General features: G+C 72.1%; 23 protein-coding genes. 8 read left to right on the top strand and 15 right to left on the bottom strand.

All coding sequences use genetic code 11. The features are described from left to right. Nucleotides 1–13 precede the first annotated feature (13 nt). Nucleotides 14–1,408: an L-serine ammonia-lyase gene (locus tag ACXN5W_RS02580; protein ID WP_473156484.1), complete on the bottom strand. Its 1,395-nt coding sequence runs from the start codon at nt 1,406–1,408 to the stop codon at nt 14–16. Then, entirely contained in the window at nt 1,405–1,737 is a 333-nt protein-coding gene (locus tag ACXN5W_RS02575) for a hypothetical protein (RefSeq protein WP_473156483.1), read from the bottom strand. The genes ACXN5W_RS02580 and ACXN5W_RS02575 overlap by 4 nt, the downstream gene beginning before the upstream one ends. 114 nt (nt 1,738–1,851) lie before the next feature. On the opposite strand from ACXN5W_RS02575, the gene ACXN5W_RS02570 reads away from it, so the two are divergent. After that, entirely contained in the window at nt 1,852–2,055 is a 204-nt protein-coding gene (locus tag ACXN5W_RS02570) for a PspC domain-containing protein (protein WP_473156482.1), read from the top strand. Nucleotides 2,056–2,154: 99 nt separating this feature from the next. Here the strand turns inward: ACXN5W_RS02570 and ACXN5W_RS02565 are convergent, their stop codons facing one another. The 7 genes from ACXN5W_RS02565 to pdxH form a co-directional block, all read right to left on the bottom strand. Further along, nucleotides 2,155–3,048, bottom strand: a complete 894-nt coding sequence (locus ACXN5W_RS02565; protein WP_473156481.1) for a DUF4230 domain-containing protein — start codon at nt 3,046–3,048, stop codon at nt 2,155–2,157. Between the two features lie 207 nt (nt 3,049–3,255). Continuing rightward, a complete protein-coding gene (locus ACXN5W_RS02560; RefSeq protein WP_473156480.1) occupies nt 3,256–4,464 on the bottom strand; it encodes an acyl-CoA dehydrogenase family protein in 1,209 nt (402 codons plus the stop codon). A gap of 57 nt (nt 4,465–4,521) precedes the next feature. Beyond that, the gene (locus tag ACXN5W_RS02555; protein WP_473156479.1) at nt 4,522–4,827 is read right to left on the bottom strand and encodes a type II toxin-antitoxin system VapB family antitoxin; all 306 of its coding nucleotides are present in this window, start codon (nt 4,825–4,827) and stop codon (nt 4,522–4,524) included. A 181-nt stretch (nt 4,828–5,008) separates the two neighbouring features. After that, nucleotides 5,009–5,749, bottom strand: a complete 741-nt coding sequence (locus ACXN5W_RS02550; protein WP_473156513.1) for a nitroreductase family protein — start codon at nt 5,747–5,749, stop codon at nt 5,009–5,011. Between the two features lie 17 nt (nt 5,750–5,766). After that, complete coding sequence (locus tag ACXN5W_RS02545; protein ID WP_473156478.1) at nt 5,767–6,702, bottom strand: aldose 1-epimerase family protein; 936 nt, start codon at nt 6,700–6,702, stop codon at nt 5,767–5,769. After that, complete coding sequence (locus tag ACXN5W_RS02540; RefSeq protein WP_473156512.1) at nt 6,699–7,967, bottom strand: MFS transporter; 1,269 nt, start codon at nt 7,965–7,967, stop codon at nt 6,699–6,701. Before ACXN5W_RS02540 ends, ACXN5W_RS02545 begins: the two co-directional genes overlap by 4 nt. Before the next feature lie 140 nt (nt 7,968–8,107). Next, nucleotides 8,108–8,737 carry a pyridoxamine 5'-phosphate oxidase gene (gene pdxH / locus ACXN5W_RS02535; protein ID WP_473156511.1) on the bottom strand — a complete coding sequence of 210 codons (630 nt, stop codon included), beginning with the start codon at nt 8,735–8,737 and terminating at the stop codon, nt 8,108–8,110. A gap of 321 nt (nt 8,738–9,058) precedes the next feature. On the opposite strand from pdxH, the gene ACXN5W_RS02530 reads away from it, so the two are divergent. The 4 genes from ACXN5W_RS02530 to ACXN5W_RS02515 all read left to right on the top strand — a co-directional run bounded on the left by ACXN5W_RS02530 (nt 9,059) and on the right by ACXN5W_RS02515 (nt 13,972). After that, nucleotides 9,059–10,165 carry a citrate synthase 2 gene (locus ACXN5W_RS02530; RefSeq protein ID WP_473156477.1) on the top strand — a complete coding sequence of 369 codons (1,107 nt, stop codon included), beginning with the start codon at nt 9,059–9,061 and terminating at the stop codon, nt 10,163–10,165. 321 nt (nt 10,166–10,486) lie between these two features. Further along, complete coding sequence (gene serC / locus ACXN5W_RS02525) at nt 10,487–11,611, top strand: phosphoserine transaminase (RefSeq protein ID WP_473156476.1); 1,125 nt, start codon at nt 10,487–10,489, stop codon at nt 11,609–11,611. A gap of 174 nt (nt 11,612–11,785) precedes the next feature. Then, complete coding sequence (sepH, locus tag ACXN5W_RS02520) at nt 11,786–12,853, top strand: septation protein SepH (RefSeq protein WP_473156475.1); 1,068 nt, start codon at nt 11,786–11,788, stop codon at nt 12,851–12,853. Between the two features lie 132 nt (nt 12,854–12,985). After that, the gene (locus ACXN5W_RS02515) at nt 12,986–13,972 is read left to right on the top strand and encodes an aldo/keto reductase (protein ID WP_473156474.1); all 987 of its coding nucleotides are present in this window, start codon (nt 12,986–12,988) and stop codon (nt 13,970–13,972) included. 387 nt (nt 13,973–14,359) lie between these two features. Here the strand turns inward: ACXN5W_RS02515 and thpR are convergent, their stop codons facing one another. The 5 genes from thpR to ACXN5W_RS02490 form a co-directional block, all read right to left on the bottom strand. Continuing rightward, the gene (thpR, locus tag ACXN5W_RS02510; RefSeq protein WP_473156473.1) at nt 14,360–14,941 is read right to left on the bottom strand and encodes an RNA 2',3'-cyclic phosphodiesterase; all 582 of its coding nucleotides are present in this window, start codon (nt 14,939–14,941) and stop codon (nt 14,360–14,362) included. 15 nt (nt 14,942–14,956) lie between these two features. Continuing rightward, nucleotides 14,957–15,457: a hypothetical protein gene (locus ACXN5W_RS02505; protein WP_473156472.1), complete on the bottom strand. Its 501-nt coding sequence runs from the start codon at nt 15,455–15,457 to the stop codon at nt 14,957–14,959. A 102-nt stretch (nt 15,458–15,559) separates the two neighbouring features. Then, entirely contained in the window at nt 15,560–16,504 is a 945-nt protein-coding gene (locus ACXN5W_RS02500) for a maleylpyruvate isomerase family mycothiol-dependent enzyme (RefSeq protein ID WP_473156471.1), read from the bottom strand. 125 nt (nt 16,505–16,629) lie between these two features. Continuing rightward, nucleotides 16,630–17,901 carry an MFS transporter gene (locus ACXN5W_RS02495; RefSeq protein ID WP_473156470.1) on the bottom strand — a complete coding sequence of 424 codons (1,272 nt, stop codon included), beginning with the start codon at nt 17,899–17,901 and terminating at the stop codon, nt 16,630–16,632. 71 nt (nt 17,902–17,972) lie between these two features. After that, on the bottom strand, nt 17,973–18,422 hold the full coding sequence (locus tag ACXN5W_RS02490) for a MarR family transcriptional regulator (RefSeq protein WP_473156469.1): 450 nt from the start codon (nt 18,420–18,422) through the stop codon (nt 17,973–17,975). A gap of 200 nt (nt 18,423–18,622) precedes the next feature. Between ACXN5W_RS02490 and ACXN5W_RS02485 the strand changes: the two genes are divergently transcribed. Then, nucleotides 18,623–18,826: a DUF2530 domain-containing protein gene (locus tag ACXN5W_RS02485; RefSeq protein ID WP_473156510.1), complete on the top strand. Its 204-nt coding sequence runs from the start codon at nt 18,623–18,625 to the stop codon at nt 18,824–18,826. 95 nt (nt 18,827–18,921) lie between these two features. Here the strand turns inward: ACXN5W_RS02485 and ACXN5W_RS02480 are convergent, their stop codons facing one another. Beyond that, nucleotides 18,922–19,761, bottom strand: coding sequence for a DUF3027 domain-containing protein (locus tag ACXN5W_RS02480; protein WP_473156509.1), 840 nt, complete (start codon nt 19,759–19,761; stop codon nt 18,922–18,924). An 85-nt stretch (nt 19,762–19,846) separates the two neighbouring features. Here ACXN5W_RS02480 and ACXN5W_RS02475 point away from each other — a divergent pair, with 85 nt between their 5' ends. Further along, entirely contained in the window at nt 19,847–21,688 is a 1,842-nt protein-coding gene (locus ACXN5W_RS02475; RefSeq protein ID WP_473156468.1) for an MFS transporter, read from the top strand. Beyond that, entirely contained in the window at nt 21,685–22,332 is a 648-nt protein-coding gene (locus tag ACXN5W_RS02470) for a futalosine hydrolase (RefSeq protein ID WP_473156467.1), read from the top strand. Before ACXN5W_RS02475 ends, ACXN5W_RS02470 begins: the two co-directional genes overlap by 4 nt. Nucleotides 22,333–22,358 lie beyond the last annotated feature (26 nt).

Raw genomic sequence — 22,358 nt, 5'->3', positions numbered from 1 at the left:
TCCGACGGGGATTTCAGCATTCGATGACATTGACCGCCAACCCGCCTCGTGCCGTCTCCTTGTACTTCACCTTCATGTCAGCGCCGGTTTCCCGCATCGTCTTGATCACCTTGTCCAGTGACACGTGGTGCACCCCGTCGCCACGCAGCGCCAGCCGGGTCGCGGTGATCGCCTTGATGCTGGCCACGGCGTTGCGCTCGATGCACGGGATCTGCACCAGACCGCCCACCGGGTCACAGGTGAGCCCGAGATTGTGCTCCATCCCGATCTCGGCGGCGTTCTCCACCTGCTCCGGCGTGCCCCCGAGCGCCTCGGCCAGGCCGGCGGCGGCCATCGAGCAGGCGGAACCCACCTCGCCCTGACAGCCGACCTCGGCCCCGGAGATCGAGGCGTTCTCCTTGAACAACACGCCGATCGCCCCGGCCGCGAGCAGGAACCGGACCACCCCGTCCGGCGAGGCCCCCGGCACGAACCGCTGGTAGTAGTGCAGGACCGCGGGGATGATCCCGGCCGCGCCGTTGGTGGGGGCGGTCACCACCCGACCGCCGGCCGCGTTCTCCTCGTTCACCGCGAGCGCGAACAGGGTCACCCAGTCCATCGCCCGCAACGGATCCTGCTCGGCGGACCCGCCCGACGGGTCCCCGCCGGCCTCGGCCGACAGGCTGCGCCACAGCTCGGCGGCGCGGCGGCGGACCCGCAGGCCGCCCGGGAGGGTGCCGTCGCGCTCACAGCCGCGCTCGACGCACTCCCGCATCACCCGCCAGATCTCCATCAGGCCGGCCCGCACCTCGCCCTCGGAGCGCCGGGCACACTCGTTGGCCAGCATCACCTGACCGATCGACAGGCCGGTCCGACGGGTGATCGCCAACAGTTCCGCGCCGGTCAGGAACGGGTGGGGCACGGGCGTGTCGTCCGGCTTGATCCGGTCGGCGCCGGTCGCGTCCTCGTCCACCACGAAGCCGCCGCCCACCGAGTAGTACGTCCGGTTCCGCAGCTCGACCCCGGACCGGTCGTACGCGGTGAAGGTCATCCCGTTCGGGTGGAACGGCAACGACCGACGGCGGTGCAGCACCAGGTCCTGGTCGGTGTCGAAGGCGATCTCGTGCACACCCAGCAGGTCGAGCCGGCCGGCGGCGCGTACCTCGGCCAGCCAGCCGTCCGCCCGGTCGGTGTCGACCGTCTCCGGCGCCTCACCGGCCAGTCCCAGCAGCACCGCCCGGTCGCTGCCGTGGCCGTGCCCGGTGGCGCCGAGCGAGCCGAACAGCTCGGCCCGCACCCGGACGGTCTCGGCGAGCAGACCGTCGGCCTTCAGCCCGAACACGAACGTACGGGCCGCCCGCATCGGGCCGACGGTGTGCGAGCTGGACGGCCCGATCCCGATCGAGAACAGGTCGAACACGCTGATCATGGCCCTACTCCCCTCCCCGTCACCACACCGTGCCGGGCACCGGTCCGCGAGCCTATCTCGGTGCCCGCGACCCGCCCGCCGACCTGCGGGAACCGGCCCTCCGTGCGGGACATTCCGGACAACCGACCCCGGAGCCAAAAGATCATCGGAATCGAACGGACGCCGGCTGGCGCCGCGGTGATCGAGCCGGCGGCGCGGGTGATCGAGCCGGCGGCGCGGGTGATCGAGCCGGCGGCGCGGGTGATCGAGCCGGCGGCGCGGGTGATCGAGTCGCCGTCGCGGGTGATCGGGCCGGCGCAGGCGTTCCCGACCCGGGCGCGGGGTAACACCTACGGGTACGGCCGCTCCGGATCGTCCCCTGGGACGACGGCGGACTGGCCGGGCGGACCTACTGTCGAAAACAGATGTGGCCGCGCGGGCCGCGAGTTGGGGAGAGAGAACCCATGAACCGCAAGCTGGTACGCCCCCGGGACAACCGCATGATCGCCGGCGTCTGCGCCGGACTGGCACGCCGGTTCGGCATGTCAGCCGGTCTGATCCGGTTGCTGTTCGTGCTGTCGCTGCTGCTTCCGGGCACCCAGGTGATCATCTACCTGGTGCTCTGGATCCTGATGCCGAACGAGGACCGGCACCTGGCCGCCCGGTGACCGGGCCCGGGGCGACGCCGAACCGATCGCGCCCGGGTGACCCCGACGATGATCGTGTCCGGCCGGGCGGTGGACCCGCCGACCGGCCGGACCGGGCGATCACGGGGTGACGTACGTGATGGTGATCTTCTCGTAGCCCAGCGAGCGCAACAGGCCCTCCAGCATCTTCTGGGTGTTCTCCCGGGCCCGGTCGGCCAGCCCGCTGTCCCGGGCGGCCGCCGTGATCCGTTCCTCGGCGGTCTGATAGACCATCTTCTGCCGGTTCGGGTCGTTGGCGAAGACGTCACCGAGCCGGTTGAGCAGGCCGCGCTTCTCGGCGAAGACGTAGCTCTTCTCCAGGTCGAGATGGGCCGAGTCGAGCTGCGGGGCCGGTAGCTTCAGCTCGACCGTCTTGCGGTCCGCCGACTCGGTCACCGCGCCCTCACCGATCTTCGAGAAGTCGACGTACGCCTCGACCGAGCCGGCCCCGACGAACAGCGTACGGTCGTTGAGCAGGAAGTCGGGCACGTACTTCCGGTCGTTCTGCAGGTCGACGACCACCTGGAAGTTGCCCTCGGCGGCGACGTACCGGCTGAGGTCCTGGATCGAGGTGAGCAGCGGCGGCTGGCTGCGGTCGGTCTGCTCCTTGCCGAACGGATTGCGCAGGTGTGGCCAGAGGCCCGCGCCCTGGAGGCCGAGCACCAGCACGACCGCCACGCCGATGACGGCGACGAGGGTGAACAACCCACAGCCCAGCAGCCGGGAGCGGGGAGCGGGGGGCGGGCCGGGGGTCGCACCGCCGGCGTCGGCGGGTGGCGGCTCGGCGCCGCGCGACAACTCGGCACCGTCGTACGACGGGTCGCCCTCGCCCGAGCCCGCGCCGGAATACGACTCCTCGGAATACGACGCGGCCCCGGAGTGCGGCCCGACCCCGGAGTGCGGCGGCTCGGCCCGACCCGCGGCAAACTCCGGGAACTCCCTCGTGGGTTCGTTGACACCGTCGCTCGGGGCCATCATCCTCACCGTCCTCACCAGACTGCCGTATCCAGTTACCCGGTTACGTCGCGGTACATGCCCACTCGGCAGGGACCTGGCACACCGTACAAGTCGGGTACGACACTCGCGACCCGACCGGCGCTCGTCCGGCGAGCGGGGTCAGGGTCGATCGCCGAGCGGGATCGGGGCCGGCCGGCGAGCGGGATCCGCACGGGGCGAGCGGGGTCAGCCGAAGGCGTTGAGCCCGGTCAACCGCTGCCCGATGACCAGCTGATGCACCTCGGACGTGCCCTCGTAGGTCAGCACGCTCTCCAGGTTGTTGGCGTGCCGGAGCATCGGATACTCACCGCTGATCCCGTTGGCGCCCAGGATCGTGCGGCACTCGCGGGCGATCTTCAGCGCCTCGCGGACGTTGTTCAGCTTGCCCACGCTCACCTGCTCGGGCCGCAGCGCGCCCCGGTCGGCCAGCCGGCCCAGGTGCAGCGCCAGCAGGTAGCCCTTCTGCAGTTCGAGCGCCATGTCCGCGAGCTTGGCCTGGGTGAGCTGGAAACCCGCGATGGGCCGGCCGAACTGCTCCCGCTCGCAGGCGTACCGCAGGGCCGTGTGCAGGCAGTCGCGGGCCGCGCCGAGCGCGCCCCAGGCGATCCCGTGCCGCGCCTCGGTCAGGCAGGACAGCGGGGCGCCGAGCCCGGTCGCCGCCGGCAGCACGGCGTCCGCCGGCAACCGGACGTCGTCGAGCACGATCTCGCCGGTCGCGGACGCCCGCAGCGACATCTTCCGACCGATCTCCCGGGTCGTCACCCCGGGCGAATCCATCGGTACGACCCAACCGCGCACCCGGCCGGCCGCACCGTCCTGCGCGACCTCCCGGGCCCAGATCACCGCCACGTCGGCGACCGGCGCATTCGTGATCCACATCTTGCCGCCCGTGAGCAGCCAGTCCGACCCGTCCCGCCGGGCCCGGGTGGTCATCCCGGCCGGATCCGAACCGTGGTCCGGCTCGGTCAGCCCGAAGCAGCCGATCGCCGTACCGGCCGCCATCCGTGGCAGCCAGCGTTCCTTCTGCTCAGCGTCGCCGTACCGCCAGATCGCGTACATCGCGAGCGATCCCTGCACGGACACCAGCGAACGGACCCCGGAATCACCGGCCTCCAGTTCCAGGCAGGCCAGCCCGTAGGCGACCGCCGACGAGCCGGCGCAGCCGTAGCCGGTCAGGTGCATGCCGAGCAGGCCGAGCCGACCGAACTCGGTGGCCAGTTCGCGGACCGGAACCCGGCCGTGCTCGTACCACTCGGCGATGTGCGGCCGGACCCGGTCGTCGACCACCCGACGCACGACGTCGCGGATCTCGCGCTCCTCGACGGTCAGCGAGGCGTCCAGGTCGAGCAGTTCCTCCGGGGTGGTCCAGGCACCGGCGGTCCGTCGCGCAGTCATGCCCGCCACCTTAACGTTCACTCAGCACCGGAACGTCCACCCGGCCGGGCGCGGCGTTCAGCCACCCGCGGGGGGCAGCACCAGCACCCGGGCGTGGATCTGGTTCCGTTGCTGGAGCGCGGCCCGCAACGCGCGGTGCAACCCGTCCTCGAGGTAGAGGCCACCGTTCCACTGCACCACGTGCGGGAACAGGTCCCCGTAGAAGGTCGAATCCTCGGCGAGCAGCTTGTCCAGGGCAAGCTCCCGCTTGGTCGTGATCAGCTGGTCGAGCCGCAGCGGGCGGGGCGGGATCTCGGACCACTGTTTCAGGGTCAGCCCGTGCTCCGGATACGGACGCCCGTCCCGGACCGCTTTGAAGATCACGGCGGTACGCTCCCCTCCCCCACCGGCAGAGCCGGACGCCCCGGCATTGTCGGTCAGCCTAGCCACCCGCTACCAGCTCGCAGTTTGTTACAGGATGTCAGTTTCGTTACGGCTGTCTCGTCACTCAACCCGAAGTCCGGATCCGCCCGGATGTTCGGGACCGGCCGGTCTTCGGGCGTCGTCACGACGCGACTGCCGGCCCGCTCCACCGGCCGCGGTGTACCACCTCGGTCACCGGCCGCCGCCCCCGGCGCAGCGAGGGAGACCGGTGGTCCGGCGCGCGGTAGCCGATGGTGATCGCGCCGATCGGCAGGTACCGGTCGGGCACCTCGAACGCGGCACGGTACCCGTCGACCCGCTCCGGCGGGATGCCGAAGAAGCACGCGCCCAGTCCCTCGTCGACGGCCGTGAGCAGGATCAGCAGGCTCGCGAACCCGGTGTCGATCTGCCAGTACGGCACCGGCCAGCGGGCCTCGTCCCGGTCGGTCCAGCCCTTGTCCGGCTCGGCGTACCGATCCAGGTACGCCGACTTGTTCGCGTGCGGTACGACGATCAGCGGCGCCCGGCGCATGCCCGCCAACCACCGGTTGCCCGGCTGCGCTCCTGAGGGAAGCTCTGGCCGGTGCTCACCTCCGCCAGACTTCGGCTCCGGCTGCGCTCCTGAGGGAAGCTCTGGCCGGTGCTCACCTCCGCCAGACTTCGGCTCCGGCTGCGCTCCTGAGGTGGGTGTGGTGGCCGCCCAGAACCGGTCCCGGTCGGCGGCGGACTCCAGCACCAGGAATCCCCAACCCTGGGAGAAGCCGGCCGAGGGCGCCCGCACCGCCTGGTCCAGGAGTCGGTCCACCAGCTCCGGCGGCACCGGCCGGTCCGGGTCGTAGTTACGCACCATCCGGCGGCGCCGCACCACCTCGGAGAACTCCACGTCCACGCCCGCTTCACTCAAACCTTGGGCCGGATGCCCCAGGTGCCGCGCCAGTCCTGCCCGGGGGCCAGCTCGATGACGTCCTTGCCGGACCGGAAGGCGTCCGGCGGGCAGGTCATCGGCTCCACCGCCACCGACCGCCGGTGCCGCGCGCCGGTCAGGCTGTCACCGGTGAACACCTGCCACCAGCCGAATTCCCCGTCGGCCCAGATCTGGACCGCCGCCGAGCCGTCCGGAGCGGTCAGGCTGACCGCCGAGCCACCGTCGTCGTCCCGGATCACCTCACCGAAGGCGAGGTCGAGCTGCGCGTCGCCGATCGGCCGCGCGCTGGTCCAGTCGTATTCGGTGCCAGCGACCCGGGCGGCGCCGATCGGCAGCAGCCGCCCGTCCACCAGCACCCGGGTCCGGGTCGGCAGCCGCATCACGAGATCGTCCACCGCCACGCCGGGCAGCTGGAGGTACGGGTGGACCGAGAACCCGAACGGAGCCACGTCGGAGCCGACGTTCGTCACCTCGTGCTCGGCCCGCAGCCCGTCCGCCCCGACGCTCCAGTGACTGCGCAGGCGCAACGCCCACGGATAGCCGGGGGTCGGCGGTAGGTCGTACTCGACCACGATCGCGTCCTCGGCCTGCTCCACCAGCCGCCACGGCACCCAGTTGACCAGGCCGTGGATCGCGACGTTCCGCTCCGGCTCGCTGAGGTCCAGCTGGAGGGTCCGCCCCGCGAAGCTGTACTGACCATCCCGGATCCGGTTCGGCCACGGCGCCAGCACCTGACCGGCACCGCCCGGACAGATCTCGTCGACCCCGTACCCGTCGAGGTAGTCGACATCTCCATGGCGGTACGACCGCAGCCCGCCGCCCACCTCGACCACGACGGCCTCGTGGCCGTTGGCCGCGATCGTCCACTGTGCGCCTGAGGGTGGCCGTCCGTCCGGTTCGACGTTGTTCATGCCGGCGACGATATCGGTTCGCCGCCGGTCCCGCCCCCGTCGTCCGCAGTCCGGTAACGGCGCAGTGCCGGAAACGCCATCGCCAGCGCCAACGCCAGCAGGGCCGCGGCCACCCCACCGCCGACCCAGGCCACGCCGACGCCCAGCACCGCGGCGCTGCTCCCGGCGCGCAGGTCGCCGAGCCGGGGACCGCCGGTCACCACCACCGTGTTCACCCCCTGCAACCGACCGCGCAGCCGGTCCGCCACGTACGTCTGGAGCATGGACTGCCGAAGGACGGCGCTGACCAGGTCGGCGACCCCGGCCAGGGCGAGCAGGGCGACCATCAGCCAGAGCTGGCGGGCCAGTCCCGCGGCGGCGACCGCCACACCCCAGCCCACGACGGCGGTCACCAGGGCGGCGCCCTGCCGGCGCGCCCGGCCGATCCAGCCCGAGGTGAGCCCGCCGAACACCGACCCGATGGCGATGGCGCTGTACAGCCAGCCGACCGCCGCACCACCGCCGAACCGGTCGGCCGCCACCTCGGGAAAGAGCGACCGGGGCAGGGCCAGCACCATGGCGATGATGTCGATGGCGAACGACAGCAGCACGACCGGCGTACCGGCCAGGTAGCGGAAGCCCTCGGCGACGCTGCGCAGGCCGGCGGCGCGGACCCCACCCGACGCCGCGCCCTCCGGCGGGATCGCCGGGAGCCGCAGGGTGGCCCACAGCGAGACCGTGAACAGCGCCGCGTCCACGGCGTACGCCATCGGCAGCGCCACCGGTTCGGACCAGGTCGCGAAGATCAGACCGGCCGTGAGTGGGCCCAGCACCGAACTGGCCTGGAAGGTCGTGTGCCGCAGCGTGTTGGCCGCCGGCAGCAGATCGCGGGGCACCAGCCGGGGAATCACCGTCTGCCGCGCCGGAGAGGCGACCGCGAATCCCGTGGCCTGCACGGCGACCAGTACCAGCAGCAGCACCGGACTGGCCACCCCCAACACCGTCTGCGCCAGCAGGCCGAGCGTACCGGCCCAGGCCAGCAGCGAACTGACCAGCAACAGCCGCCGCCGGTCGACCGCGTCGGCCACCGCGCCACCCCACAGGCCGAAGACCAGCAACGGAACCAATCCGGCCATACCGAGCAGACCCACCCAGAGCGAGTCGCGGGTCAGCGTGAACATCTGCACCGGTACGGCCACCGCGGTGAACTGGTAGCCGTACGACGAGACGGCCGTGCCCAGCCAGAGCCGGCGATAGTCGGGGGTCCGCAGCGGCCGTACGTCGATGGCCCAGCGGGCCCGCCCGGCGGGCGTGTCCGGTCCGGCTGGCCTGGGCCGGTCGGCGGGGCTGCGCTGGCCGGCGAGGCCGTCCTGCCCGGTGGGTCTGGGCTGGTCGGCGGAGCTGTCGTGGCCCGTCTCGACCCGGCTCACGGAGCCAACCGCTCGATGATCCAGTCGCCGGCCGCCAGCCGCCGGTACCGCAGCCGGTCGTGCAGCCGGCTGCCCCGCCCCTGCCAGAACTCCACCGTCTCCGGCACCACCCGGAGGCCACCCCAGTGCGGCGGCGCGGGAATCGACCGGTCCCGACCGAACCGGGCCGCCACCTCCCGGTACGCCTCATCCAGCGCGGCCCGGTCGGGCAGCACCCGGGACTGGGTACTGGCCCAGGCACCGAGCTGCGCACCGCGTGGCCGGGTGGCGAAGTACGCCTCGGTCTCGGCCCGGTCGACCCGCTCCACCGAGCCGCGGACCACCACCTGCCGCCGGATGGGGAACCACGGGAACAGCAGGCTGCCGTACGGGTTGACCCGTACCTCCTCGCCCTTGCGCGACCCGTAGTTGGTGAACAGCACCAGCCCACGGTCGTCGTACTCCTTGAGCAGCACGGTCCGGGTGCTGGGCCGACCGGCGGCGTCAGCCGTGGCGAAGATCATCGCGTTCGGCTCCGGCAGCCCGGCGGCCACCGCGTCGGCGAACCAGCGGGTGAACTGGGTGCGCCAGTCGGCCGCCAGATCCGCGCGCCGCAGCCCGCGCTCGGTGTCGTACTCGCGGCGCATGTCAGCCGGGGAAGGAGGCTCGTTCACCCCCTCATCCTGGTACAACCCAGCAGGCCAGGCCCGGCGCGGGCCCCCGGACCAGCCCGGCCCGGGCCCGCGACCGAGGCGGGAAACGGGCTCCCGTCGGGTCGGCGCGGGCCCCGGGGCCGGGCCGACTGTCGTGCGTCGCACACCCGGGGAGGCTCGCGTCACCGCGCCGGACGGGGGCAAGATGTTCCGAACACATCCAAGTCCGAACACATCCAAGGAGGTCGGGACGGCCACGCCCGGAAACGTCGGGGCGCCGCCCCGGCGCGCGGACGACCGAACCCGGGAGAGCACATGTCCGACTTCAAGCCGGGCCTGGAGGGCGTGACAGCCTTCGAGACCGAGATCGCCGAACCCGACAAGGAGGGCGGCTCGCTGCGCTACCGGGGGGTGGACATCGAGGACCTGATCGGTCAGGTTTCCTTCGGCAATGTCTGGGCGCTACTGGTGGACGGACGGTTCGGTCCCGGTCTGCCGCCCGCCGAACCGTTCCCGGTCCCGGTTCACTCCGGCGACATCCGGGTGGACGTGCAGTCCGCCGTGGCGATGCTCGCGCCGTACTGGGGACTGGACCAGTTGCTGGACATCGCCGACGCGCGGGCCCGGGAGGACCTGGCCCGGGTCTCGGTGACCGCGCTGTCCTTCGTCGCGCAGTCCGCGCGCGGCCTCGGCCTGCCGGCCGTACCGCAGAAGGAGATCGACAAGGCGCAGACGATCGTCGAGCGGTTCATGAAGCGCTGGCGCGGCGAACCGGATCCCCGGCACGTCAAGGCCGTCGACGCCTACTTCATCTCGGCCGCCGAGCACGGCATGAACGCCTCCACGTTCACCGCCCGGATCGTGGCTTCGACCGGGGCGGACGCGGCGGCCTGCATCTCCTCGGGCATCGGCGCGCTGTCCGGTCCGCTGCACGGCGGGGCGCCGTCCCGGGTGCTCGGCATGATCGAGGCCGTCGAGCGCAGCGGCGACGCCGAAGGGTACGTCAAGGGCGTGCTCGACCGGGGCGAGCGGTTGATGGGCTTCGGGCACCGGGTCTACCGGGCCGAGGACCCGCGCGCCCGGGTACTCCGGCGCACGGCGAAGGAGCTCGGCGCCCCCCGGTTCGAGGTGGCCGAGGCGCTGGAGAAGGCGGCGCTGGCCGAGTTGCAGGCCCGGCGCCCCGACCGGGTGCTCGCCACCAACGTCGAGTTCTGGTCGGCGGTCGTGCTCGACTTCGCCGAGGTGCCGGCGCACATGTTCACCTCGATGTTCACCTGTGCCCGGATGGGCGGGTGGAGCGCGCACATCCTGGAGCAGAAGCGGCTCAAGCGGCTGGTCCGGCCGTCCGCGAAGTACGTCGGCCCCGCTCCCCGCAAGCCCAGCGACGTCGAAGGCTGGGACGCCGTCCCCCACGACGCCTGACCGGCAAGGAAGGGCCCCCTGTTATCGCTTCGCGTATAGCAGGGGGCCCTTGTTAACGCCCGGGGCGGCACTGTGTTGGACACCTCACGGCACCCGCCCAACCGCTGGCCAGGGCCGGTGTGGTGGACACCTCACCGGCCCAGGCCCGAACCGCTGGCCGGGAGCCGGGCAGCGGGTGCGAGGATGGGGACACGGCAACGTCGCCGGTCCGCACCCGCCGTCGGCCGGGTGACGCGCCACGTGGCGCGGACTCGTCGGCGGGGGTACACCCGCCGTGGACCGCCGACCAGGCGGTCCCGTTCGGAAGGATCTCCGATCACCGTGGCTGACGTCTCCACCATCCGGATCCCCGACGACCTGAAGCCCGCCGACGGCCGGTTCGGCTGCGGACCGTCCAAGGTCCGCCCGGCGGCCGTCTCGGCGCTGGCCGACGTGGCGACGAGCTACCTCGGGACCTCCCACCGGCAGAAGCCGGTCCGCGACCAGGTCGCCCGGCTGCGGCGCGGCATCGCCCAGTTCTTCGACCTGCCGGACGGCTACGAGGTGGTGCTCGGCAACGGCGGCACCACGGCGTTCTGGGAGGTGGCGGCGTTCGGGCTGGTCCGCGAGCGGGCCCAGCTGGCCAGCTTCGGCGAGTTCGGCAGCAAGTTCGCCAAGTCCGTGGCCGACGCGCCGTTCCTGGCCGAGCCGACCATCCGCAAGGCGGCCCCGGGCTCGGCTCCGGCGCTGACCGCCGAGGCCGGCATCGACACCTACGCCACCCCGCACAACGAGACCTCGACCGGCGTGGCCGTCCCGATCCGCCGGGTCACCGGCGCGGACGACGACGCGCTGCTGCTGGTCGACGCCACCTCCGGGGCGGGCGGCCTGGAGGTCGACGTGCGGGAGACGGACGTCTACTACTTCGCCCCGCAGAAGTGCTTCGGCTCGGACGGCGGGATCTGGATCGCGCTCATGTCGCCGGCCGCGCTGGAGCGGGCCGCCGAGGTCCGGGCCTCGCGGTACGTTCCGGCCTTCCTCGACCTGGTCACCGCGATCGACAACTCGCGGCTGGAGCAGACGTACAACACCCCGGCACTGGCCACCATCTTCCTGGCCGCCGAGCAGACCGACTGGATGAACGGCCAGGGTGGCCTGTCCTGGGCCGCCAAGCGGACCGCAGAGAGCGCGGGCATCGTGTACGGCTGGGCCGAGCGCTCCGCCGTGGCCAGCCCGTTCGTGCTCGACCCGGCGCTGCGTTCGAACGTCGTCGCGACGATCGACTTCGCCGACGGGGTGGACGCCGCCGCGATCGCCAAGGTGCTGCGCGCGAATGGCATTGTGGACACCGAGCCGTACCGTAAGCTCGGCCGCAACCAGCTGCGGATCGCGCTGTTCCCCGCGATCGACCCCGCCGATGTGGAGGCGCTGACCCGCTGCGTCGACTACGTGCTCGACCAGCTCTGACCTGGCTCTGCGGGCCGCCGGGCCGGGCCGGAACGCTTCCGGCCGACCCGGCGGCACCCGCAAAATGCGGGCGTGGCTCCCCCCATCGGTATCCTGACCGGCGTACCGTGTCGAGGTAAGCCCGGGTGGCCACCCGGGCGGCGATGGCCAGCGAAGCGGGACGGAGGCAACGCGATGCGCCCAGTACGCTTCGTCGCCCTCTCCGAGGACGGCCAGGCCTTGGTGCTCTCCGATGAGGTGGGCCGGCTGCTCGCGCTGCCCATCGACGAGCGGATCGCGACAGTGCTGCACAACGAGCCGGGCTCACCCCCGCTCGCGATCGCCCCGTCGGCCGGTGACCCGGTGCCCTCGCTGTCGCCACGGGACATCCAGGCACGGATTCGGGCCGGTGAGTCGGCGGAGGACGTGGCCCGGATCGCGGGTGTCCCGGTCGACCGCGTGCTGCGGTACGCCGGCCCGGTGCTCCAGGAGCGCGCGATGCTCGCTCAGCATGCCCGCCGCACCCGACTCAAGTCCGCCGAGAAGCCGACGCCGCTGGCCGAGGTGGTGGATGGTCGGCTCGCTCAGCATGGCATCGACACCGAGAAGATCTCCTGGGACGCGTACCGGCGGGACGACGGCACCTGGCGGATCGTCGCCACCTGGCCCTCGGGCAAGGCCACCGCGCAGGCCATCTGGGACCTCGACAAGAGCCGCCAGACGGTGACCCCGCACGACGACATGGCGCAGTACCTGTGCGCCGAGCGGCCGACGCCGATCCTCGGCCAGGAGCCGGCCCCGGAACGAAGCGGTCACGCGCTGCCGGGTCCCTCCCGGGTCGAGCCCGGCCGTGGTGGCCATGGGCTGCCCGCGGCTGCGGACACCAGCCGCCCGGCCCGCGACCCGATCCGTGCCGGACGGGACGCCCTGCTCGCCTCGCTGGACCGTCCGCTGGGATCGTCGGCCGGTCGCGGCCTCGATCCGGCCGCGCTTGGCAGCACCGAGCCGCCGCGCCAGCGTCCGGTGGGCGGCGGAGCGGCCGCGCTGCTCGGGGGCGGCCAGGGTTCCGCGTTCGACGACGACGCCGACCTGCCCAAGGAGGTGCCGGCGGTGCCCTCGCTCGCGGTTCTCCGGCCCCGGCGGACCGCTGGTCAGTCCGGCGGCAGCGAGTCCACGGAGACCAGCGGCAAGCCTCGCAAGCGGCTGCCCAGCTGGGACGACGTCCTCTTCGGCTCCGGCCCGGCCGCTCGCGAAAGCTCCTGACCTGCCCGCACCACCGGGTGCGGGCAGGTCCGCACCCGGGCACCCGACCCGTATGGTTGCTCGGCTCTTGATGCACTTGATGCCTGCTCGACTTACAGGGCACTCGAAGTGCCCGCGTGACAGGGTTGAGGCATGGATTACACAAACCTTGGCCGCACCGGCCTGTCTGTGAGCCGTCTCTGCCTGGGCACGATGAACTTCGGCCAGCAGACCAGTGAGCCGGACAGCTTCGCCATCATGGATCGCGCGCTGGAGCACGGCATCAACTTCTTCGACACCGCCAACGTCTATGGCCAGAAGCTCGGAGACGGCCTCTGCGAACAGATCATCGGTCGCTGGTTCGGCCAGGGTGGTGGGCGCCGCGACAAGGTCGTGCTGGCCACGAAGGCGTACGGCCGGATGAGCGAGTGGCCCAACGATCGTGGACTGAGCGCCCGGCACATCATCCGGGCCTGCGAAGAGTCGCTGCGTCGCATGCAGACCGACACCATCGACCTTTACCAGATGCACCATGTCTCCCGGACCACGCCGTGGGAGGAGATCTGGCAGGCGATGGAGACGCTGGTCGCGCAGGGCAAGGTGCTGTACGTCGGTTCGTCGAACTTCGCCGGCTGGCACATCGGACAGGCACAGGCCGTGGCCGACCGGCGTAACTTCTTCGGCCTCGTCTCCGAGCAGTGCATCTACAACCTGATGACCCGGCACGTCGAGCTGGAGGTCATCCCGGCCGCGCAGCACTACGGGTTGGGCATCATCCCGTGGTCACCGCTGCACGGCGGCCTGCTGGCCGGGGTGCTACGCAAGATCGAGCAGGGCGGTGCGGCGCGGAGCGCCAGCGGGCGCGCGGCCGCAGGACTGGCCGAGAACCGGGCTGTCATCGAGGCGTACGAGAAGTTCTGCGCCGAACTTGGCCATGACCCGGCGGATGTGGGGCTTGGCTGGCTGCTGTCCCGGCCGGGCGTGACGGCGCCGATCGTTGGTCCACGCACGGCCGAGCAGCTCGACGCGTCCCTCGGCGCCCTCGACGTGCGACTCGACGAGGCGGCGCTGGGTCGGCTGGACGAACTGTTCCCGCCGGTCGGCAACGGTGGACCGGGCCCCGAGGCGTGGGCCTGGTAGTTCCGTCCTGCCGAAACAGGGCCCGCTACCGAACGTGACCTCGACACCGAACCATGCCCCGGTGATGTCCATACCTGAAAGTCATAGTTATGCCTCTCAGGTATGGACTCACGGGAGGTGCCGCCGTCCTGAGATCGAAAGGTCCCGGCCTCGTCGTCGGGACCGACATCCCGGCCGTCATCCCGGGACGGCCGCCATCCTGGACCGAAGGTCTGTCCGTCATATCAGGACCGTTGGCCACCATGCCGGGACCGAAGATCCTGGCCGTCATCCCGGGATCCAGAAGGCCAGGGCCGGGACCCGTAGTCAGGCCAAGGCCGGGACCCGTAGTCAGGCCAAGGCCGGGACCCGTAGTCAGGCCACGGCCGGGACCATGGTCGGATCGGGTCAGATCAGCGGCCAGCGGGCCAGCCGCTGATGCTCCGACCGTGGGCCCAGATGACTGCGAACCAGCACCATCTCGGCGGCCGACCAGCTCGGTCCGGCGTACCCGTTCAACTCGGCGTGATCGGCCGTCACGTCCGCAGCCGGGATCCGGTCACCGGGTCGGGCCACCGTCAGATGTGGCCGGTAGGGTCGCCGGTCGTGTGGGATCCGCGACCGACGCAGCTCCCGGCGGATGATCGCGGCCAGTCGGCGGAGCGGATCAACATCGCCGTCCAGCCCCACCCAGAGGATGCTGAACCGACCCCGACCGAAGCGTCCGCCACCGCCCAGCCGTAACCGTGCTCCGTTGGCGAATTGCGCCCGCCAGGCCGCGGCGGCGCGACCGAGTGCCGCCTCCACGTCGGGCAACCGCTCGTCCTCGACGTCACCGAGGAAGGCCAGGGTGACGTGTACGGTGTCCCGGGCCGGCCGGCGGACGTTGATCCCCTGCGCCGTGGCCGCGCCGATCCGCAGGCCGGCGAGCCGTGCGTCAAGGTCGTCCAGTGCGGCTGGTGGCGGGTAGAGCGCCACGAAGAGTCGCACCGCGGACGCCGTCGTTCAGGAACGGCCGCGCTGCTCGACGACCGTCGGCACCCGTAATCCGGCGGCCTGGAGCTCGCCTTCGACGCGTACCCGCTCGATGTCGAGGTCGACACCCGCAAGCCCGTGGAGGTGCTCGGTGACCCCCAGCAAGCGGCTGGCCAACCGCAGGCGCTCGTCGTACGCCTCCTGGACCGTGTGCCGCAGCGCCTGGGAGGACCGATCGCCGACGTTGAGCCGTTGCCGACCCAACGTGCGCAGGTCCGCGGCGACCTCCTCGATGGAGGGTTGCTGGATCCGGTCGAGTGCGGTGAGGTCCACGGCCTGCGGCGGTCGCCCCACGGTCATCGTCCGTTCCATCCCGAGGATGACGCGGCGCTCCCGGCGCCGGTCACGCCATTCGCCGAATCCACACACGATCCGGTCGATCAACTCGTCGGCGCAGACCACCCCCGCCACGACGACCGGCAGGCATGCGACACCGAGCACTGCCAGCGCCAGCACCAACCCGTCGGCCACGATATCGACGCTATGCCCTGTCATGGGTGGCTGCCAGCGAATTCGGATACCAGAACCGTTCCGTTACACTCCGCGAACCCACCGGACGGCTGCACGGAACGCCTACTGTGTCACGAGTTCCAGCGCGGCACGCAGCTGCCGTACCAGGCCCTCGTCTCCGTCGATCCGCACGGCGGCGTCGCCGCCACGCTGCCACGCCCAGCTCAGCAGGTCGGCGGGCGCTGCCGTGACCTGGGCCGAGGTGGCATCCACCGGAACGGACGCCGGGGAGCCACCCGCCGGATCCGTGCCGACCGTGGCCGCGCCCGCCTGATCCGTGCCCGCCTGATCCGTGCCGACCAGCGCCTCGCCCAGCGGATCGGTTCCGGTGGCCGGATCGGTTCCGGCCGCCTGATCGGTTCCGGCCGCCTGATCGGTTCCGGTGGCCGGAACCGGGCCGACCAGGCGATCCGGGCCGACCACCGGCTCGACGCTGATCCTGGTCGGCCCGAGCCGGACCAGCCACCCGGTGCCGTCGGTGGTGATCAGCACCCGGCGCTCGGTCTCGGGCAGCCGGCCGACGAACTCGTCCGGCCACTTCCGCGACGCGTACGACAGGAAGCCCAGCACCTCGTCGACCCCGTCAACGGCCAGGTCGGGGGGTAATTCGGTGATCTTCGCCCCGGCGGCGAGTTCGGCGTCGAGCCGGTGGACGACCGTCTCCTGCGCCATCCGACGCACCCAGAACCCGACCGTCTGATCCGGCTCGTACCACGTCTCGCTGGCCTCTTCATCGGGCCGGTGGGCGAATTCGGCCGTCAGCTCAACGTAGGCCCGGTCCAGCAGGGCGACCGGCTCGCTCTCCGGGACCGGCGGTGGCCAGTCCCGGGGCTGACCGTGCCGCATGCTCGCCACCTTGTGCAGGTAGACCATCGCGACGTGCTCGACCAGGTCACCCAGCGTCCAGTCCGGACACGTCGGCACCCGGACGGTCAGATCACCGGTCGCCAGCTCCCGCAGGCGCCGCTCGTCCGCGGCCAGACACTCCAGATAACGCGCTCGATCCATGCCGACAGCAAACCACCGGGGTACGACACTCACGGTCAGCCTCGTTGCCACCGTTGCCGGGCCCTGATGAACCCCGTCAAGAAGGGGCCCTTCCTATACCGAAAACGATAAGAAGGGGCCCTTCCTTACAGCTCGACCACGTAGAGCCGGGGTGACGGCAGCATCCGGAGCCGGACCTTGGCTCCGCTGCGGCGCAACTGCCAGAGCAGCGCGATGACGGCGGCGGCCGTGGAGAGCAGGCCGCCGATCCAGATGCTGGCGCCCGCGCCGACGTGCTCGGCGGTCCAGCCGATGATCGGGGCGCCGACCGGGTTGGTGCCCAGGAAGACCAGCACCCACAGCGCCATCACCCGGCCCCGGAACGCCGCGTCGACGCCGAGCTGCACCCGCTGGTTGGCCGCCTGCGCGAAGAAGACCATGCTGAAACCGGTGGGCAGCAGCAGGGCCACCACGAGCCAGTACGTCGGGGCCAGCCCCACCAGGGTGCCGAAGACCGAGGTGGTCAGGGCGGCGCCCAGCACCAGCCAGACCGAGGGGCGGCCCCGCCGGTTGCTGCCGGCGAAGGCGCCGCACAGCGCGCCCGCGGCGAGCGCCGTGGTGAACAGCCCGAAGGTGGCGGCCGAGGTGTGGAAGACGGTCTTGGCCAGGGCCGCCAGGGTGAGCTGGAAGTTGAACAGGGTCATCCCGATGACTCCCATGAGCGCCATCGGCAGCATCAGGTCGGACCGCTGTCCCACGTACCGCAGGCCGTCGATCACCCGCGCCGGCTCGCGGTCACCGCGCGCCGGCAGCGCCTCGCGGTGCAGTTCCGAGCCGCGCATCTTGAGTACGCAGATCAGCGGGGCGACCGAGCTGATCGCCGAGATCAGGAAGACCGGCCCCACGTCGAACGCGGCGATCGCCACGCCGGCGACGGCCGGGCCGAGGATCCGGGCCGAGTTGAAGGTCGCCGCGTTCAGGGACAGCGCGTTGGGCAGCAGCGGGGTGCCGACCAGTTCGGAGACGAAGGACTGCCGGACCGGCGTCTCCACCGCGTTCGCCACCCCGAGCAGGGCCGCGAAGACGAAGACATGCCAGAGCTGGACCAGGCCGGTGAGCACCAGCAGGCTCATCCCGCCGGCCAGCACCATCCAGAAGGCGTTCGCGACCAACAGCAACGCCCGTTTGTCGTACCGGTCGGCCAACCGCCCGGAAAGCAGGGTGAGCAGCAGCACCGGGGTGAACTGACACGCGGTGACGATGCCCAGGGCGGTGGGCGCGGACAGCCGGAGCACCAGCCAGTCCTGGGCGACGAACATCATCCAGGTACCGATCAGTTTGATGAGCTGACCGGTCGAGAACAGACGGTAGTTACGGACCTGCAGGGACTGGAACGTCTTGCTGAGCTTCGCCCGCACTCGCGGTGCGCCTCCTTCGGGTCGTACGCGTCATCCACACGGTGGACGAAGCGGACCCGGCAAGGCGCCGGTCAGGCGCGGGCCACCCGGTGCAGGATCTCCGCGGCCCGGGCCAGGGTGTCCCGGTCGGCGTCGCTCAGCTCGGCGAGCCGCTGCGCCAACCACTCGTTGCGGGCCCGTTCGAACCGCGCGAAGACCTCCCGGCCGGCGTCCGTCGTGGTGAGCAGGACCTGCCGGCCGTCGGTCGGGTGCGGCGAGCGCCGCACGAGGCCCTGTTCCTCCAGCTTGGCCACGGTCCTGGTCATCGTCGGCGGCTGGACCCGTTCGGCGTCGGCGAGCTCACGGGGAGTCAGCGCGCCCGCCAGCTCGATGCTGGTCAGGGCGGAGAGCTGAGTCATCGTCAGGTCGCCGACCGGCCGGGTCTGCCGTACCCGGCGGTTGAGTCGGGTGATCGCGTCACGCAGTCTGGGTGCGAGCTGCGCCGGTGGAACGTCCACCGCCATCACCGTCCGCTCCGTCACATCGTTAGCCTAACTAATAAGCTTGGCTAACGACCACCGATATGATCAGGGTCACCACCTGCGGGCCGACCGCGCAGAAGCCAGAGAGTAGACCACGGACAGCCCGGCCCACCCGTACGGCGGGGAGCCGCCGCGGACCCGCGTATCCTTTGCTGGTGCCAGCTCAACCACCCGACCAGCCCGAACCGGTCGATCCGCCGATGGTGCCGTTCGCGCTCGCCGGGATGGCGATCTGGGCGGTGGTGGGTCTGGTGCTGCTGGTCTTCTTCCGGGGCTGGCTGGCCGCCCACGGGCACGAGAACTGGCTCTGGATCTGCCTGGCCGGCGTCCTGATCGGCCTGCCGGGCCTGGCCGTCATGCGGCGGTACGACGCCAACCGGGCCCGTCGCCGCGCGAACCGCTGACTGTCAGCACGAACCACTGACCGTCGGGGAGCGAACCACTGACCGTCGACGCGCGAACCACTGACCGTCGGGGAGCGAATCGCTGACCCGACCGGTCAGCTGTGTCCGTACTGCTCCGCCGGCTCCCCCGACTCGACCGAACCGGCGGCCCGGCTGACCGAGACGGCCTCCACCGCGCTGTCGTCGTAGACGGTCGGTGCCTCGTCCACCGGCGTCTCGACGGACTCGACAAGCGTCTCGGAGTGGGCACCGCAGCCGTGGTCCGCGCTCACCGCGCGACCGTCGTCCGGGGCGTAGAAGTTGCCACACACGCCGAACGCTTGCCGCAGCGCTCCGGCGAGGGGGAGATAGAAGCCGCAGGTGCCGCACCGGGCGGCGGCCGGCGCGGCGGCCGAGATGGGCGCGGCGGGCCCGTGGTCGCCGTCGTACCACCGTTGGGCGGTCTCCATCCGGCCCTCCCTGGACATCACCCGGGGGCGGCCGAAGCCGAGTTCCCAGGCGGTCTCCTCGACCGCGGGATCGTCCGAGAGCAGGTAACCGGGAACCAGTCGGTCGTCATCCGACGGCGCCGGGAGCAGATCGCCCACGCCGAGGTCACCCGGCTGGAGGCGTTCCTGCCAGGGCAGCCAACCCGGGGCGAGCAGCGCGTCGTCACCGGGAAGCAGAACGGTCTCACAGACCGTCACCATCTTGCTGCGCGGCACCCGGGTGACCGTGACGGCCCACCGCCAGCCGCGATATCCGGCGAGGTGACACTCGAAGAAGTGCGTGACCAGCCGGTCTCCCTCGGCGACGACCGAGAGATGGGCGCCGACATCCGTCGGATCCACCTCGGTGACACCGGCCCGCGCCACCTCGACGGCAGCGGCGCACACCTGGTCGAGACGGGGGGCGCGGGTGGTGGGAGGCCTGCTCACCCGTTCATTGTTCCCTATCCACCCGGCCGACCGTCACGCACTCCCCGGTTGTCTTCTCCTGACAGACCCGACACGGCGAGCACCGATCGGCCAGGATGGTCACATGCCGCTGTTTTCCCGATCCGCCCGGCCACGCCGGTCCGTCGCCGGCTACACCGCCGGTACGACGGTCCGGGGCATCCGGCTGCTGCTGCGCGGCGGACTGCGTAGCAGCCGATGGGTGACCCGGGGCGTCGGCCGGGTCCGCGCCCGAGGTGCGGGTGGCGAGACCGGAATGACCCGGATGTTCGACCTGCACGCCGCCTCCTGCGCCGGGGACACCCTGATCGCGATCGGGCTCGCCGGCACCATCTTCTTCAACGTCCCGCTCGGTGAGGCGCGGACCCGGGTCGGCCTCTACCTGCTGGTCACCATGGTTCCGTTCGCCCTGTTGGCCCCGGTTGTGGGCCCGCTGCTGGACCACTTCCGGCACGGTCGCCGATACGCGATGGCCGCCACCATGCTGGGTCGGGCCTTCCTGGCCTGGCTGATCTCCGACTACATCCACGGGATCGGGCTCTATCCGGCGGCGTTCGGTGTGCTGGCGCTGTCCCGCGCCTACGGGGTGGCCCGGTCGGCGGCGGTGCCCCGGCTGCTGCCGGCCGGACTCGGCCTGTCGCAGGTGGGCGCGCGGGCCAGCGTGTACGGCACGGTGGCCGGCGCCCTCGTCGCGCCGCTCGGGCTGGCCGCGTTCTGGTTCGGACCACAGTGGCCGCTGCGGGTCTCCTCGCTGATCTTCCTGGCCGGCATGGTGATCGCGTTGCGGCTACCGGCCCGCGCCGACTCGGACCCACCCGAGCGGCTCGACACCCCCGTCGACCCGTGGGCCGCCGCCGACCCGGGAACCGCGCCACCCGGGGCCGCGCCGACGAGAGCCACACCACCTGCCACCCCACCGACAAGAGCCGCGCCACCCGGGGCCGCGCGAAGCGGAGCCGCACCGACCGGTACGACCGGATCGGGCCGGCGGCGCGGACGGGTGCTCACCGGAGCGCTCGTCGTCACCACCCTGCTGGGCAGCGCCATGCTCCGCGCCGGCTACGGCTTCCTGCTGCTCTTCCTGGCCTTCGCGGTCCGGTCCGGCGACCTGACCACCGTCGTACTCGGTCGGGACATCGGCGCCCAGGGCGCGCTCGGGTTGGTGGGCGCGGCGCTGGCCACCGGGACCTTCCTGGCCACCGCCGCCGGGACCCGGCTGCGGATCCACCGCCCGGCCCCGCTGCAGGCCGGCGGGCTGGTGCTGGTCGCCGCCGTCGCCGTGCTGGCCGTGCTGCGTTTCTCGCTGCCGATGGTCACCCTGCTCTGCCTGGTCCTGGCCATCGTGAGCGGCATCGCCAAGCTGGCCGTGGACGCCACCATCCAGGAACGGGTCGCCGAACGCCTGCGGGCCAGCGCCTTCGCGCACTCGGAGACCGTGCTCATGCTCGCCTTCGTCGTCGGCGGCGCGCTGGGCCTCGTTCCGCTGTCCGGCCGGATCGGCCTGGGGGTGGTCACCGGGCTGACCGCCCTGGCAGCGGTGATCGCCGTCTGGCGTGCCTACCGGCTGCGCGCCGATCGGCTCTACGGCCGGGCCAACGAGGAGCGCCCGGTTCCGGCGCCCGTGCCCGGAGCATCCCGCGTGCCGCCCGGCGCCTCGCCCTCCGTACCGCCTGGCATGCCGGCCCCTGGTCCGGACCCCGTGCCGCCGGGGCCGGTCGCACCGGTACCGTCCCGGAGCGTGAACGCGGAACCGCCCCGGCCCGGTCCCCGTACCGCACCGCCGGCCGGACCGGCCCCCAGCCAGCCACTCGCGCCGCAGACCGGCGACCAGGACCGCACCGCCGCGCCACCCGGCTTCCACATCTACCGACCCTCGTCGATCAACGGCGACGAGCGGCCCCGAGAGACCGAGGGACGGGCCGGATGACCCGCCGGCTCCTCGCCGCCACCGCCGTCGAGGCGGAGGCGGCGGCCCTACGCGCCGGGCTGACGGGAGCGAACGTCACGGTGGCGGCCGTGGGGGTGGGACCGGCCGCCGCTGCCGCCGGCACCGCGCGGCTGCTCACCGCCGCCGAAGCGGCCGGTACGCCGTACACCGCGGTGTTGAGCGCCGGGATCGGCGGTGGCTTCCCGGACCGGGCGGCGGTGGGTGGGGTCGTGCTGGCCACCCGCAGCGTGGCGGCGGACCTGGGCGCGGAGTCACCCGCCGGGTTTCTCCCCCTCGACGAACTGGGCTTCGGCGACCCGGTGGGCCGGGTCGACCCGGCGTTGCTCGCCGCGTTGCGCGCCGCGCTGCCCACCGCCGGGCTCGGTACGGTGCTCACGCTGAGCACCGTGACCGGAACCGAGACCACGGCGCGGGCGCTGGCCGCCCGCTTCCCGGACGCGGTGGCCGAGGCGATGGAGGGGTACGGGGTGGCCGTCGCGGCCGGCCAGGCCGAAGTGCCGTTCGCCGAACTCCGGACCATCTCGAACCTTGTCGGACCCCGCGACCGGTCCGCCTGGCGGATCGCGGACGCCCTCGCGGCCCTCACCGCCACCGCGCCGGCCCTGGACACCCTGGCCAGGTAAGGAAGGGCCCCCTGTTATCGGATTTC

The sequence above is a fragment of the Plantactinospora sp. A48 genome (assembly GCF_055793945.1).
Note: the sequence above shows the minus strand (reverse complement) of the source record. Positions and strands in the feature narration are given on the sequence as shown.